General features: G+C 63.9%; 11 protein-coding genes. 2 read left to right on the top strand and 9 right to left on the bottom strand.

Going from position 1 to position 15,071, the window contains the following annotated elements; genetic code table 11:
• Positions 1-170: 170 nt before the first annotated feature.
• The 9 genes from LLH00_15245 to LLH00_15205 form a co-directional block, all read right to left on the bottom strand.
• Complete coding sequence (locus tag LLH00_15245; protein MCE5272635.1) at positions 171-1,208, bottom strand: permease; 1,038 nt, start codon at positions 1,206-1,208, stop codon at positions 171-173.
• Positions 1,209-1,417: 209 nt separating this feature from the next.
• Entirely contained in the window at positions 1,418-3,973 is a 2,556-nt protein-coding gene (locus LLH00_15240; protein MCE5272634.1) for a glycoside hydrolase family 3 C-terminal domain-containing protein, read from the bottom strand.
• Between the two features lie 505 nt (positions 3,974-4,478).
• The gene (locus tag LLH00_15235; protein ID MCE5272633.1) at positions 4,479-4,772 is read right to left on the bottom strand and encodes a hypothetical protein; all 294 of its coding nucleotides are present in this window, start codon (positions 4,770-4,772) and stop codon (positions 4,479-4,481) included.
• Positions 4,773-4,797: 25 nt separating this feature from the next.
• Positions 4,798-8,022, bottom strand: a complete 3,225-nt coding sequence (locus LLH00_15230) for an efflux RND transporter permease subunit (GenBank protein ID MCE5272632.1) — start codon at positions 8,020-8,022, stop codon at positions 4,798-4,800.
• On the bottom strand, positions 8,019-9,110 hold the full coding sequence (locus LLH00_15225; GenBank protein MCE5272631.1) for an efflux RND transporter periplasmic adaptor subunit: 1,092 nt from the start codon (positions 9,108-9,110) through the stop codon (positions 8,019-8,021). Before LLH00_15225 ends, LLH00_15230 begins: the two co-directional genes overlap by 4 nt.
• A gap of 47 nt (positions 9,111-9,157) precedes the next feature.
• Positions 9,158-10,540 (bottom strand): TolC family protein, encoded by a 1,383-nt coding sequence (locus LLH00_15220; protein ID MCE5272630.1) that lies wholly within the window; start codon positions 10,538-10,540, stop codon positions 9,158-9,160.
• Between the two features lie 32 nt (positions 10,541-10,572).
• On the bottom strand, positions 10,573-10,776 hold the full coding sequence (locus tag LLH00_15215) for a DUF2892 domain-containing protein (GenBank protein MCE5272629.1): 204 nt from the start codon (positions 10,774-10,776) through the stop codon (positions 10,573-10,575).
• 45 nt (positions 10,777-10,821) lie between these two features.
• On the bottom strand, positions 10,822-11,157 hold the full coding sequence (trxA, locus tag LLH00_15210) for a thioredoxin (protein ID MCE5272628.1): 336 nt from the start codon (positions 11,155-11,157) through the stop codon (positions 10,822-10,824).
• Between the two features lie 239 nt (positions 11,158-11,396).
• Positions 11,397-12,830 carry a sigma 54-interacting transcriptional regulator gene (locus LLH00_15205; GenBank protein MCE5272627.1) on the bottom strand — a complete coding sequence of 478 codons (1,434 nt, stop codon included), beginning with the start codon at positions 12,828-12,830 and terminating at the stop codon, positions 11,397-11,399.
• Positions 12,831-13,060: 230 nt separating this feature from the next.
• Here LLH00_15205 and LLH00_15200 point away from each other — a divergent pair, with 230 nt between their 5' ends.
• Together LLH00_15200 and LLH00_15195 are read left to right on the top strand one after the other, a co-directional pair.
• A complete protein-coding gene (locus LLH00_15200) occupies positions 13,061-13,510 on the top strand; it encodes a CBS domain-containing protein (protein ID MCE5272626.1) in 450 nt (149 codons plus the stop codon).
• A gap of 153 nt (positions 13,511-13,663) precedes the next feature.
• The gene (locus LLH00_15195) at positions 13,664-15,067 is read left to right on the top strand and encodes a hypothetical protein (protein MCE5272625.1); all 1,404 of its coding nucleotides are present in this window, start codon (positions 13,664-13,666) and stop codon (positions 15,065-15,067) included.
• Positions 15,068-15,071: the final 4 nt, after the last annotated feature.

Here is a 15,071-nt window from a genome sequence, read left to right as displayed (position 1 = left end):
TTGATTTGGATTCAATGCTGTCCGGGAAGAATCCTGTTGTATTCCGGATAGAATTCCTCTTTGGGTAAGCCTTCCGTAGGGGCGGCCCCCAGTGGCCGCCCGCAGAGAATACGGGCAGGCACAGGGGCCTGCTCCTACAGCAAACACCTGTCGGGTGGCCCGCCGGTGGTTTATCGTCCCGCCCGGGCGCGTCGAAGGCGCGGGCGGATTTTCTCCTTGTACACCCCGTAGCCGATCAGTAGCCAGAGGATTACACCGGTTACGGCGCCCCAGGCCCCGGCCGCTCCCGCCTCCAGGCCGGAGGCGGCCACGGAGGGCGTTATCCCGAACGCCGAGTAAACCCAGTCCAGGCCGAACGCGCAGAGAAGGCCGACCACGACCACGCCGGACAGGTAGATCAGCGTGGAGCGCGGACCCTGGATGCGCCAGATCAGGCTGAGCGCGGCCAGGTTGGTGGCCGGGCCCACCAGGAGCAGCAACAGCGCCGCCCCCGGGCTGATCCCCTTGGCGATAAGGGCCGCGGCCAGGGGGGTGCTGCTGGTGGCGCAGATATAGAGCGGCACCCCGAGCGCTATTATAAGCCCCAGTGTCGACCACTGCCCGCCGGGTAATTCAGCCAGAAAGCCTTTCGGCAGAAAGGCCGAGATCGCCCCTGCCAGGATAAAACCCCAGAGCAGGTACCAGCCCAGGTCGGCCATCAGCACAAAATAACCGTAGCGCCCCCCCTCGCGCAACCTTCCGGCCAGGCCGCGCTTTTCAGGGAGCGCTGCGCTGAAAGTGGGGGAGGATGGGGCCTCCTCCTTTGGGCCGAGCAGCACCTCGGCGGCGCCGGTGACAAGGGCGGTCGCCAGGGCGGCCAGCGGGCGGGCCACTGTCATCAGCGGATCGAGCATGGCCCAGGAGACCGCCACCGAGTCCACGCCTGTCTCGGGGGTGGAGATGAGAAAGGCCGTGGTCGCCCCGCGCGAGGCCCCGCCCTTGCGCAGCGCGGCGGCGGCGGGCAGCACCCCGCAGGAGCAGAGCGGCAGGGGGGCGCCGATCAGGGCGGCCTTGAACACCGGACCCAGCCCGGGGCCGCCCAGGTGCGCGGCGACAGTGCGCTCGTTGACAAAGGCGTGCAGAAGCCCGGCCAGGCCGAAACCCAGCAGAAGAAAGGGCGCGGCCTCGCGGCTGAAAGCCCAGGTAGTGCTGAAAATATTCCAGAGCACATTGCCTCCGACAACACAACATTAAGCCTGATAGTCAAACTCAGATAATATAACCTCTTTTGCGTTCAGAATAAAGGCCTGAAGGTCGGATGGGCCGCCAAACGAACCGGCTCCCGGAGAATTCTCCGGGAGCCGGCGTTTTTTCAGCAGACCTGAATAAAAAACGGAGGGAAGCCCGATTCCAAGCAAATCAGTACAAGTCAATGCTCTCAGAGCAGTTTCAGGCGCGCGCTGAGCGTGGACGTGGTAGCGGCGTCCGCCGAGCCCTTGAACCCAGGCTGCTTGCCCCCGGCCGTGATTTCGAACTCACCCGGCTCGTAGGCTCGCTCTCCGTTGTCGCTGATAATCCCGAAAGCCTCCGGAGCCACGTCCAGCTTGACCCGGCAGCTTTCGCCCGGGGCGAGGCTCACCCTCTGGAACCCGACCAGAGCGCGCACCGGCGCCGGCGCCGAGGCCACCAGGTCGGTCAGGTAGAGCTGGACCACCTCATCCCCGGCGCGAGAACCGGTGTTCTTGACTTCCACGCTGACTGTCACCGTATCGCCGGCCTTAATCTCGGCCGGGGCCTCCAGGCCCGAATAGGCGAAAGTCGTGTAGCTCAGGCCGTGCCCGAACGGGTAGAGCGGGTCGCCTTTGAAATAGCGGTAGGTGCGTCCCTGCATGTCGTAATCCTCGAACGGCGGGAGCTGGTCGGTCGACTTGAAGAAGGTCACCGGCAGACGGCCGCCGGGGTTGCAGTCGCCGAACAGCACATCCGCCACCGCCCGGCCGCCCTCCTCACCCGGGTACCAGGCCTCCACGATAGCGGGCAGAAGCTTGTCCGCCCGGTTGACCGCCAGGGCGCTGCCGTTCAGCAGCACCAGGACCACGGGCTTGCGGCTGGCCGCGGCCTTTTCGAGCAGCGCCTCCTGGGGCGCGGGAAGGTCGATGCTGGTGCGGTCGCCGCCCAGGAACCCGGGCACCTTGACATCCATCTCCTCGCCCTCCAGCTTGGGCGAAAGCCCCAGGCAGAGCACCACCAGGTCGGAATTTTTCAGCAGCGCATCAACATCGCTCTGGACAGGCAGGCTCCAGTAGAGGGAGAGATAGGGGTCGTTGCCCTCGGCCGCGAGCATCTCGAGCCGCAGTTCATGCGTGCTCCCGGCCGCGAAATCCAGGCTCGTGCTGTTCACCGTATATACTTCGGCAGAATCGGAACTCAGCACCGGCTGCCCATCGATAAAGAGTCTGTACACTTGCTTTGAATTGACCCTCAGCCCGTATGTCCCCTCCTGCGGGGCGAGCAGGCGGCCGGTCCAGCGCGCGGAGTACACGGTGTTCTGAAGCTCCGGGATAAGCGGCCAGGGGCGATGGTGGCGCTCATAACCGATCAGCTCTTCCGAGCCGGTTCTGACTGGCTGGCCGGACAGATCGGCAGAGGCGAAATACTCGACTTTCAGCCCCGCGCTTTCGCCCCCGGGGGCAAACAACGCCTTGGGCGGCACGCACTCGAAATTTGGAAAATCCTCCGCAATCGCGCAGCCGGTCCGGTAGGTCACCTGTGCGCCCTCCGGCAGCTTGCCGCGGATGCCATCGAGCACCGTGGAGTAAGCCGAGGGCATGCCGTAATAGTTGCCCAGCAGGCAGTCGAGCGAGAAAGCCTGGGGGCCGAGCACGAGCACGTTCCGGTAGCGGGTGCGGTCGAGCGGGAGCAGCCCGCCCTCGTTCTTGAGCAGGACTATCGACTTGCGCGCGGCCTCCAGAGCCAGCTCACGATGCTCCGGGGAGTCGTTGTCCGAGAACGGTATGGAGGCGAAGGGAACCAGGGAGTCCGGGTCGAACATGCCGAGTTTCATCCGCGCCAGGAACAGGCGACGCACCGCAGTGTCGATCTGGTCCGCTCCGAGCAGACCCGTATCCACGGCTTTACGGAGATCGTTCTGGAACACCAGGCCGCAGTTGAGGTCGCAGCCGGCCGCGACCGCCAGAGCTGCGGCCTCGGGCCCGGTCTTGACCTTGGCATGGCCCTCGTAGATATCCTGGATTGCACCGCAGTCCGAGACCACATAGCCCTGGAAACCCCATTCGTTTCGCAGGATGTCGGTGAGCAGGGTAGGGTTGGCGCAGCAGGGCTGGTCGCGGAAACTGTTGTAGGCGCCCATGACACTGAAAGCCCCGGCCTCGACCACTGTGGCGCGGAAAGCCGGCAGGTAGGTTTCGAGGAAATCGCGCTGGCCCACCACAGCGTTGAACCTGTGACGCTCGGGTTCCGGACCGCTGTGCACGGCGTAGTGCTTGGGCGTGGCCACAGTTTTCAGGTATTTGGGATCATCGCCCTGCATGCCGCGCACGAACTGCACGCCGAGTCGGGCGGTGAGGAAAGGGTCCTCGCCGTAGGTTTCCATTCCGCGGCCCCAGCGCGGGTCGCGGAAGATGTTGATATTGGGGGACCAGAAAGTGATGCCGTGAAAGATACGCCGGTCGTCGTGGCGGAGGTCCTCGTGGTACTTGGCCCGCCCCTCGTCCGAGATAACGGTCGCCACGCGCAGCATCAGCGGCTGGTCCCAGGTCGCCGCCAGCCCGATCGCCTGCGGGAACACCGTGGCGGCCTTGAGGTAGGCCACTCCGTGCAGGGCCTCGCTCCACCAGCAGTAGGACGGTACGCCCAGGCGCTCGATCGCCGGCGCCATATGGCCCATCTGGGAGATTTTTTCATCCAGGGTCATCCGGGAGACAAGGTCGGTAGCCCGCTCCTCGAACGAAAGACTGGTGTCCCTGAAACGCATTTTCTGTCCGGCATCGGAGCAGGCCAGCATGTTAATCAGAATTGCGCTGACAACGAGTCCTCCAAAGACGTGAAACAGGTTTGGTTTACGCATCAGATCAGGCTCCTCCTGGAAATGAAAGCAACGCATCGATGCAGGGACAGAACGGGAGAATGCTGAAACTACAATTCCAATATTTATGGCCCGGTCCGGTCTTGCGGGTTTGCCGGCTTGTCTGCTCGAAAACGTCAAACAATATCGCTATAGTCCGTCTAAAAAGAAAGGATTCCGGTGGAAGGAAACGACTTTATAATTAGGTTCTTGGCGGGTTCTGAAGGTATCTTCCGGCAAGCCGGGTCAATCATATGGACTCTTTTCAGCGAGGCTGGCAAGTGCTATGCGGCTGAGGTGATCTGGTCAGTAATACTGCATTATGTTCCCTGAGGTTTTGTAAGAAAGCTGAAGAAAAACGGCCGGGTATTCCTGTGAATACCCGGCCGTTCCAAAAACAAGTCCTGCATTATGCTCAGACCCAGGCCTTGTCCACCGCGCTGAGCATCATCCGCAGGCAGGGCTTGAAAGGCTTGGACGCCACATGCGCCTGGATGGCCTCGGCCAGGGCCTCCAACGCGTCGTCCTCCCCCGAGACCAGCATCACCGAGGCCTCCCAGGGCAGGTTGTCGCCCAGCATACCCTTGCAACTGTGGCTGATCCCCAGGGCATCCGGGAACTGTGCGTAGCAGTCCACATGCTGGCCGGCGATTATGTCCTCGACCTCGTGGCTGAGGTCCCGGCTGACTATGATGGTCAGCATTTTCATCCGCATCACCTCCATCCTTTCCGGGTCAGTCCTGCGACTGTGTTTCGGCGCCCCAGCGCTGCTTGTACAGGTAGTAGAACAGCGGCACCACGAACAGGGTCAACACCGTGCTGACCAGCGCGCCGAAGAACAGTGACACCGCCAGTCCGGCAAAAATCGGATCGAACAGGATCACGATCGCGCCCACGATAATCGCGCCCGAGGTGAGGGCGATGGGGCGGAACCGCACCGCCCCCGACTCGATCACCGCGTCCACCAGGCCCATGCCCTGGTGCAGGCGGGTCTCGATGAAATCGATCAGCAGGACGCTGTTTCGCACCATGATCCCGGCCAGGGCGATCACCCCGATCATCGAGGTGGCCGAGAAGAATGTCCCCATGATCCAGTGGCCCGGGATCACCCCGGCCAGGGTCAGCGGGATCGGCAGCATCATGATGATCGGCGTGAAGAAGCTGTGGAACCAGGCCACGAGCAGGAAATACATCAGCACTATCACCACCGCGAACGAGGCCCCCATGTCGCGGAAAACCTCCTGGGTGATGTCCCACTCGCCGTCCCACTTCATCGTTATTTTCTGGTCGTGCTTGGGCAGCCCGGCGTAGTACTGCTGGATCTCGTACCCGCCGCCCGGAGGCGAGATTTTACTGATCCGGTCTTTCATGTCCAGGATCGCATAGACCGGGCTTTCGATGGAGCCGGCCACATCGCCGGTCACATAGACCACGCGCCGCAGGTTCTTGCGGTAGATGGTCTTGTCCAGGCTGAGTTGCTCCACGGTGACCAGCTCACCCAGCGGGACCTGGGTCCCGGCCGGGCTGCTCAGGTATAGACCTTTAAGGTCCTCCACACTGGAACGGCGCTCGCGGGGAAGGCGCAGCACTATTTCCACCGGCTCCTGCTCGCTGTCCATATGCCCCAGGGCGATACCATCCTGGGCCAGGGCCAGGCGCAGGGTGCGAGCCACCTCGGCCGTGCTGATCCCGTTCAGAGCGGCCTTTTCCTTGTCCACGGCGTAGACGTAGCGCACCTGGTCGTCCTCCACCATCCAGTCCATATCCACCACGCCTGGAGTGTTGGTGAACACGTCTTTCACCTGCCGCGCCACATCCAACTGCTGCTCGTAGCTGGGTCCGTAGACCTCTGCCACCAGGGTCGAGATCACCGGCGGTCCGGGCGGAATCTCGGCGATCTTGATCCGCGCGCCGTACTTGTCACCCAGCGCGGTGACCGGCCCCCGGATCGCCACCGCGATCTCGTGGCTCTGGCGCTTGCGCTCGCCTTTGGGCAGCATGTTCACCTGGATGTCGGCCAGGTTGGGCTGCCGGCGCATGAAATAGTGCCGGATCAGGCCGTTGAAATTGTACGGCCCGGAGGTGCCGCTGTATACCTGGTAGTCAGTCACCTCCGGCACTGTGCGCAGGTAGTCGCCGATCTCCATCGACAGCTGGGTGGTGCGCTCCAGGGGCGTGCCCTCGGGCATGTCGATCACCACCTGCAGCTCGCTCTTGTTGTCGAACGGCAGCATTTTCACTTCCACCCAGCGCATGTAGAACAGCCCGGTGGAGGCCACAACCGTCGCAACCACGATCAGGACAAAGGTCCAGCGTACGCGCGGGCGCTCCAGCAGCGGCAGCATGTAGCGCCGGTACAGACGGTAGGTGCGGGTGTCCTCGGTGCGCAGGCCCTCGCCGTGGCTCTTGCCGTAGCTGCCCTTGAGCAGACGGTAGGCGAACCAGGGGGCGATCATCAGCGCCACCATCAGGCTGAATGTCATCGCCAGCGAGGCCCCGATGGGCATGGGCGACATGTAGGGGCCCATCAGCCCGCCCACCGTGACCAGGGGCAGAATGGACACGATCACGGTCAGGGTGGCCAGCACCGTGGGGTTGCCCACCTCGTTGATCGCGGCCACCGCCGCCTGCAGCGGCGGCAGGATGCGCAGCGAGTAGTGACGGTAGATGTTCTCCACAATGATGATCGAGTCATCCACCACCAGACCGGTGACAAAGATCAGGGCGAACAGGGTCACCCGGTTGATCGTGTAGCCGAACGCATAGTAGCTGAACAGGGTCAGGGCGAAAGTGACCGGCACGGAGACGAAGATGATCGCCGCGCCCCGCGGGCTGAGGGTCATGGCGATTATCAGCGTGACCGCGATGATCGACAGGGCCAGGTGGAACAGCAGCTCGTTCGACTTCTCGTCTGCTGTTTCGCCGTAGTTGCGGGTCACAGTGACCTGCACGTCCGACGGCACGACCACGCCCCTGAGCTCCTCTACCTGCTGCTCCACTTCCTTTGCCACACCCGAGGCCCCGCTGCCCTTGCGCTTGGCCACGGACAGAGTGACAGCCGAATACTCGAAGCGCGAGCTATCGACCGGGGCGAGGTGCTTGGCTGCAGCCGCCGGCCCCAGGCCGAAGAACACGTGATCGCGCACCTCCTCCGGGCCGTCCTCTATCGTGGCTACATCCTGAAGGTAGACCGGCTTGCCCATGCTGGCGCCCACCACCAGGCGGCCCAGGTCCTCGGCCGAGGTGATAAAGCTGCCGGTCTCGACCAGGAACATCCGGTTGCCCTGCTCGAAACTGCCGGCCGGCAGGTCGACGTTGGCGGCCTGGATCATCGGCACCAGCTGAAGCAGGCTCAGGTTGACCGAGGCCAGCTTGTCCGGGTCGAGCGTGACCCTCAGTTGACGGCGCTGGCCGCCGATCACCTGGGTTTCGGAGACGTTGTCCAGTTTCTTGACCCGCTCCTCCAGCTCGGTGGCGATACGCCGCAGCTCGAACCCGTCGTAGCGGTTGCTCCAGAGGGTCAGGCCCAGCACCGGCACGTCGTCGATGGAGCGGCTCTTGACCAGGGGCATGGTCGCACCGGCGGGCATGCGGTCCAGGTTATAATAAAGCTTGTTGTAGAGCTTGACCAGCGAGCGCTCGATGTCCTGGCCCACGTAGAACCGCACCACCACCATCGTCCCGCCGGGGGAGGAGATGGAGTAGACATACTCCACTCCCGGTATTTCCCAGAACATTTCCTCCAGGGGCTTGGCCAGGCGGGACTCCACCTCTGCGGGTGTGGCCCCGGGCAGCCCCGCCATCACGTCCACCATCGGGACCACTATCTGCGGCTCCTCCTCGCGCGGGGTCTTTATAAGGGCCACCGCGCCCAGGAACAGCGACAGGATCACCAGCAGGGGCGTGATCTTGGACTGGATGAAACTCTGGCCGATTTTACCGGCAAGCTGCATGCTCATCGGCTCACCTCCCGCACGGCCAGGCCCTCGCCGAGCTGACGGTCACCGGCCAGGACCACGGTCTCGCCGTCGCTCAGGCCCGAAAGCACCTCCACCATATCGCCGCTCGCCTTGCCCAGGCGCACCCAGCGCAGACGGGTCAGGTTGCGGCTGTCCAGCACGTAGAGGCCGGTGAGCTGGCCCAGATGGACCACCGCTTCCTGCGGCACGGCCAGGAGCTGCCCGGAGCCGGTGGCGAAATAGACCCGGGTGAACACGCCGCTTTTCAGGGCGCCGTCCCGGTTGCCCACCACCAGCCGCACCCGGAACGAGCGCGTGCGCGGGTCGGCGGAGGGCACCACGGCCTCGATCCGCGCCGGGCGCCGTCCCTGGCCGGCCAGGTCGGTCTCGATCCAGGCGCTGTCGCCGGCTGAGATTTTACCCAGGTCCTGCTCGTTCAGTGTGGTGAGGATGCGCAGGCTGTCCTGCTGCTCCACTGTCACCAGGGGCATGCCCGGGGCGGCCATGTCGCCCGGGTCGACGCTGCGACCGGTCACGAAGCCGTCAAACGGCGCGGCCAGCACAGAGTAGGCCAGGTTCGAGCGGGCGGCGGCGATCCCGCCCTCGGCGGCCTGCACCTGGGCCAGGGCGCCTTGATATTGGGCCTGTGCGTTGTCCAGGGCCTGGTGTGTGGCACTCTTGTCCTCGTAGAGGTTCTTGATCCGCTTGTAGTAGGCCTCGGCGTTCTCGCTTTGGGCCTTGGCCGCGGCCAGCATGGCCTCGCTCTGCTCCACCTGGCCCGAGACCGCCTGCATGTCCAGGCGCAGCAAGGTCTGGCCGCGCCGCACTTTCTGGCCCTCCTGGACCAGCACCTGCTGGACATGCCCCATGATCCGGGTGGCAACCTGGGCCCGGTTGAACGGCTCGAGCGTGCCCACGGCGGTGGTGTAGAGCGGAAGCTCGCGCAGCTCGGCCTTGTAGAGCGCGGCCTGCAGCTCGCCGCGCGCGCCCTGTTCGACCGCTTCCTTCGGGGAGCCGCAGGCCAGGCTCAGGCTCAGCAGAAAAAGAAATAATCCGCTCACGGCGATGACTGTCCTCTTATTGTCCATCTGGTCTCTCCAGGCTTTAAGTCCCGCATCGAGGCGGGAAACGTTCATCAGTCGTTTATCGGGTATCCGCCGGTGGCCAGACGGAGGCCGGCCAGCGAGAGGTTGTACTCGTAGAGGGCGGCGGAATAGTTGAGCCCGGCCCCGGTGGCGGCGGCCTCGGTGTCCAGAAGGTCGGTGATCGAGGCGAGTCCCTCGCGGTACTGGTTTTCCACGATGCGCAGGCTCTCGCCGGCCTCGTCCCGCGCGCCGCGGGCCACCTCGATCTGCTTGCCAGCGGCCTGGAGGTTGAGCCAGGCCTCGCGCACGTCCACCTCCACCTTGTGACGGAGCATGGCGGCCTCGTTCAGGGCTTTCTCGCGCATGGCGCGGGCGCTTTTGACATTGCCCACGCTGCCCAGACCGTCGAAGAAGTTCCAGTCCAGGGACACGCCCACCATCCAGTTGTCACCGTCCTTACCGAAAGCGTCCTGCGAGTCGCGCTCGTACTGGGCGAACCCGTTGAGGCTGGGGATCAGAGAGCCCAACGCGGCTTTGGCGCCGTATCCTGCGGCCTGGGCCGCCTGGTCCGCGGCGGCGAGCTGGCCGTGCGAGGCCAGGGCGAACGCGATCAGGCTGTCCAGCGGGGCATTGAAAGCGGCTGCATCCAGACTGTCCAGCGGCAGCACCGGGCGGTTGTCATGCACCCCGGAAGCCAGCTTGAGGTATTCCCCGGCCACTGTCACCGAGTTGGCCGCGGCGATACGTTTCTGCTCCAGCTCGGCCACGCGGACCGAGGCTTTGAGTTCATCGGCGCGGGTGGCCAGGCCCTCGGCGCTCATGCGCTCGGCCTGATGCTTGTGGCTGCGGGCGGCGGTCAGGGCGGCATCCAGCACGACCACGCTCTCGCGGGCCAGGAGCGCGGAATAGTAGGCCTTGCGCACCTGGAAAGCGGTTTCCTCGGCCGTATAGCCGGCGGCTTTCTGCGCCGCCTGACTGTATGAATCGGCCATGCGCCGCCCGTTCCAGGCCCGGCCGCCGTTGAAAATCGGCTGCTGGAGCACGAAACGGGTGGAGTAGTTGCTGATCGGAGCGGGGAAATTGAGCGCGCTCATGGCGAAATCCCGCTCCGAGAAGATCGACTGCCGCAGCTTGGTGCCGAAAGCGTAGACCGGGTCGTTGCTCCGGCTGAACATCTCCGACATGCTCAGGTGGGGCAGAAATCCGGCCAGCGAGGCCAGACGCTGCCCCTCGGCAGCCTCGGCCGCGTTGCGGGCCGCGCGCAGCATGGGGTTCGCCTGCCCGGCGCTCTGGAGCATCTCGGCCAGTGTCACCCGCAGAGTGTCGGTCTGGGCCGCGGCCGCTCCCGGCAGCGCCGCAAGCAGGGCGGCGGCTGCAAACAGCGCCGCCAGCGCGGCTTTCACGCTCGGGGAGGCTCCTGCTTTGAGTTTCATGCCAGCTCCTGGATGATTTGAAAAGGTCAGGTTCATCGGGTTGCCGTTTTCCCGGCCACTCCCAGCTTGGCCAGGATGTCCTCCATCAGGCACCAGCGGGTGAAAGCCGACTGGAAAAGGTTCGCCCCGACAAAGGCGGTGAGCAGAAACCACCAGTGGCTGACCCACCAGCCCAGCGCCAGGCTGCCCAGGATGAAAATTCCGGCGATGGCGCGAATGATCCGTTCCATTTCCATGGCTTCCTCCTTGTGGGGGGATCATTTGTTGATTCGCAAGAAATTTCAGCCGGCCTGACCCAGCAGCGAGTCGAGGCGGCGGTTCAACTCGGTCTTGCGCACCAGTCCCACCACCCGGTCCACCAGCTTGCCCTGCTTGAAGAACAGCAGGGTCGGGATGCCCATGATGCCCAAGCGCATCGGCACGCCGGGGCTTTCGTCCACGTTCAGCTTGCCCACGCTCACCCGTCCCTTGTACTCCTCGGCCAACTCCTCCACGCTGGGCCCCAGGATGCGGCAGGGGGCGCACCAGTCGGCGTAGAAATCCACCAGCACAACATCGGAACCGGACTCGACCTCGGTGGAAAAATTGCTGTCGTTGTAATGCTTCAAGGCGCTCATCCTTATTCTCCTTATGAATACTGTTCATTGAAAGAAACCGCAGCCTGAGTTTGACTGTCAGGCATTACAAGAACAGTGCCACGGAGACAAAGAAAGCTACTGTGTCGGCTATATCTATAAATAATAAGCGTTTGAAGGCTTGGTCCGTGTTGCGGAAATTGCGGGAGCGTGTTAACCAGGATGTTTCTGTGTTAATTTTATGTTAATATTGTTAACCGTATTAACGCAGCGTAGGCGTACTAATCTCCCTGACCGGTCTCGCCGGCTGCGGTCAGTCCCAGCTTTTTCATGCGTTTCCAGAGTGTGACCCGGCTCACGCCCAGCAGACGGGCGGCCTCGTTGCGGTTCCAGCCGGTCCGGTTCAGAGCGTCCAGCAAGGCCTGGCGCTGGTCCGGGCCGCCGGGAACGGCCTGCGCAGCGCTGCTGGCCGCGGGCCAGCCCGGGGGCCGCACGCCGGTCTGTCCGGGCGGACAGAACTGGCGCCGGAATTCGGCCCGCAGGAGCTCCTGCGGCAGCTCGAACGTGCCGATCTCCTCGCCCTGGCAGAGCACGAACGCGTATTCCACCGCGTGCTCCAGCTCGCGCACGTTGCCCGGCCAGCAGTAGTCGAGCAGAAGGCGCAGGGCCTCGGGGTGCACGCGCCGCACGCGCTTGCCGGTCTTGCGGTTGAAAGTCTGGATGAAATGCTCCAGCAGGGACGGGATGTCGCCCTTGCGCTCGCGCAGCGGAGGAAGGTTGATCGGAAAGACCTTGAGCCGGAAAAACAGGTCCTCACGGAACTCACCCTGGCGTACAAGCTGGTACAGGTCGCGGTGAGTGGCGGTGATAACCCGGACCTCCGCCTTGCGGGTGGCGCTTTCACCCACGCGCTGGTACTCGTGTTCCTGCAGGAAACGCAGCAGCTTGAGCTGGATGAGCGGCGAGATGTCACCGATCTCGTCCAGGAAAATCACCCCGCCCGAGGCCAGCTCGATCCGGCCGACCTTGTTGGCCACCGCCCCGGTGAAAGCTCCCCGCACGTGGCCGAAAAGCTCGCTCTCCAGCAGGGACTCGGGCAGGGCCGAGCAGTTGACAGCCACGAAAGGGCCCGCGGAGCGCTTACTCAGGCGGTGGATGGCCCGGGCGGCCAGCTCCTTGCCGGTGCCGCTCTCGCCGGTCAGCAGCACGCTGGATTCGCTGTCCGCGGCGAAACGCATCAGACGGTAGGCCTGATTCATCACCTCGGAGCCGCCCAGCATCCCGGGCACAGGCGAGCCCTCATCCAGGATCCGCGGCAGCTCCGGGACCGGGGGAAGGCTGTGTTCCGGGGCCGAAAGCTCGGTCAACGTTTCCACCGCGCCCAGCAGCCTGCCCTCGGGGTCGTAGAGCGGGCTGGCGGTGCGCAGCACCCGCACGTTGCGGCCATCCGGCCGCTCGATCCGGCATTCCTGGGACACGTCGCTCCGATCCTTGAACAACGAGCAGTGACCGTTTTCCTCGGGGCGGCCCATCCCGCAGTCCGAATTTTCGAGGTCACAGCAGCGCCGCCCGCTCATCTGCTCGGCTGTGCGGCCGGTGATGGCCTCGGCGGCCCGGTTCCAGAACCGGATACGACAGTCCGGGTCGACCACGAAAATACCGGTGGCCGCGTTCTCCAGGGCCAGACGGAGAGTGCGGCTGGAAATATCCGACATTGTTGAGGCCTCGGGTTGCGCCATCTTGTTGTTTTTGCTGGGGATAGGCTCGATCCTGTGAAATGGCCGGCTTTTGACTCCGGTTTTCATAATCAAGTTATGCTTTTTTCGGATTCGAGTCAACCTCACATTTTTCAAATGCCTGCCGTTGTTGACTATCCACGCTTTAACAATTAGAATGGTATATAAAATCATTTCCATGTTCGTGCCACCTAAACCCAGGAGGAACGGTGGAGACAGTCGGGGACCTGCTGAAATCGAAAGGCACGCAGGTGTACACGATCTATCAGGAAAAGACTGTCGGGGAGGCGATCGCCACCCTGGTGGAGCACAATATCGGGTCGCTGGTGGTGCAGGACGCCGGGCACCGGATCGCCGGGATCATGACCGAGCGCGACCTTCTGCGCCGCAGCTACACTCACGGCCCGGATTTCCTCGCGATGCGGGTGCGCGAGGTGATGACCGGGCGGGACCGTCTGATTGTCTGCCTGGTCGAGGACAGGCTGGAGTATACGCTCCAGGTGATGACCGGCAACCGTATCCGCCATATCCCGGTGATCCAGGGCGAGCGCCTGCTCGGGATGCTCTCGATCGGGGACGTGGTCAAGGCGCTGCACCAGGCCGCCGCAGCCGAGAACCATTACCTGCGCGACTACCTGACGGATAAATACCCTGCCTGATCGTCCCGTACAGGCCAGTCACCGGCGCAACAGACATTTTCCGTGCGCCGGTGTTGTATTTATGGCTCCCTTGGGCTAAATTACCACCCACAGCAGCAACACAATCAACCCCGTGCCGCGACACTGCCACACCAACGGAGAACCGCGCCCGCGATGAACAGGCTACTTCGCTTCTCAGTCCTGCTTTCAGTGCTGGCCGCTGCGCTGCTCTCGCTTTTTCTGGCTGTGGCGCTTCTGTTTCTGCGCGGCGACACTTTCAATCCCTGGAGCTGGCAGCGGCAGGCGATCTGGCTATCCAAGCGCGTGGCGGCCGAGAGCGCGGCCCTGGCCCTGAAAATCTGGGACCCCTACGCCGGCCGTCAGGTTGTCGCGGCCTCAGGCCCCTGCCTCTGCCCGGCCGGCCTTCCCGGCGCTGCCCCCATTCGCTCGGCCGATTCCCTCCGCGCCTTTCTGAACCGCACCCTGCCCGGGGATTCCGTGCTGGAGGCCGGTTTCGACAACGGCGCCCTGCCGCAGGGCCGTTTCGGTTTCAGCTACCAGCCTCCTGCCGAGCCGCTTCTGGATTCGCTGCGCACGCTGTACGGTCTGGACAGTCTGGCCCGGAGCGGTGAGGCGCCGGACTGCGCTGTCCCCTGGCGGGTCAACCGGTGGATATACCGGGTGTTCCACGGGCCGCACAGTGTGTCGCAGGTGATCCCGGAGGTGGATTTCAATTTCAACGCCCTGGATATCCTCAGCCGCACCCTGAACGGCGAGAAATTCTGGTGCAGCGAGTACAGCACCACTCTTGTGCAGGCCCTGGCCGCCATTGGTTACACCGGGCGCTATGTGATGCTCAACTCGGACACCGGCGGGCATGTCACGGTGGAGGCCTGGTGCGACAGCCAGGGCAAGTGGGTCATGCTCGACCCGTTTTTCGGTCTGCGGGTGTGGCTGGATGGACAGGCGCTGAACGTGCTGGAGATACACCGTCTCCTGCGCGACACGGCGGCCCGTCAGCGGGCGGTGATCGAGCGGGTGGACGGTGGTCAGATGGACGACAGGGAGCGGGAGTTCTACTTCTCACTCTACCGCGATTTCGCCGTGCGCATGCGCAACGACTGGTTCACCAACCGATTCCCGCACTGGCACCCATTGTCCAACTCCGTGATGAACGCCGTGGAATGGACCGATCAGTTAAGCCGGGACAACCTGGCGTTCCGGCAATCCACCGAAAGCGTGGAGGACCTCTACTGGCCGCTGGACCAGGTCAGGCTGAGCCTGTACCCTTTGGACGCAACCCGGTTGCTTGTCACGCTGGAAACTTTCTGCCCCGGCTTTTCGCATTTCGCGGTCGGAGTGGACAGCCTGCCGCCGGTCCGTTGCGAGGCGGGCTCCTTTGTCTGGAAGCTGCATGAGAGAGAGAACCTGATCCGCGTGCAGGCGGTGAACGAGCGCGGGGTGGCGGGACAGCCCTCCCGGGTGCGTCTGCTTCGCTCCAGCGGCGCTCCGGCTGAGGGGAAAGCGCCTGCCGACAGTCTTCCCCTTAGGGCCACGGGCCTTCCTGTAAACCTTTGAGAGC

The organism is bacterium (genome assembly GCA_021372515.1).
Lineage (GTDB): Bacteria > Gemmatimonadota > Glassbacteria > GWA2-58-10 > GWA2-58-10 > JAJFUG01.
The sequence above is the reverse complement of the archived record's forward strand: the minus strand, read 5'-3'. Positions and strand labels throughout refer to the sequence as shown.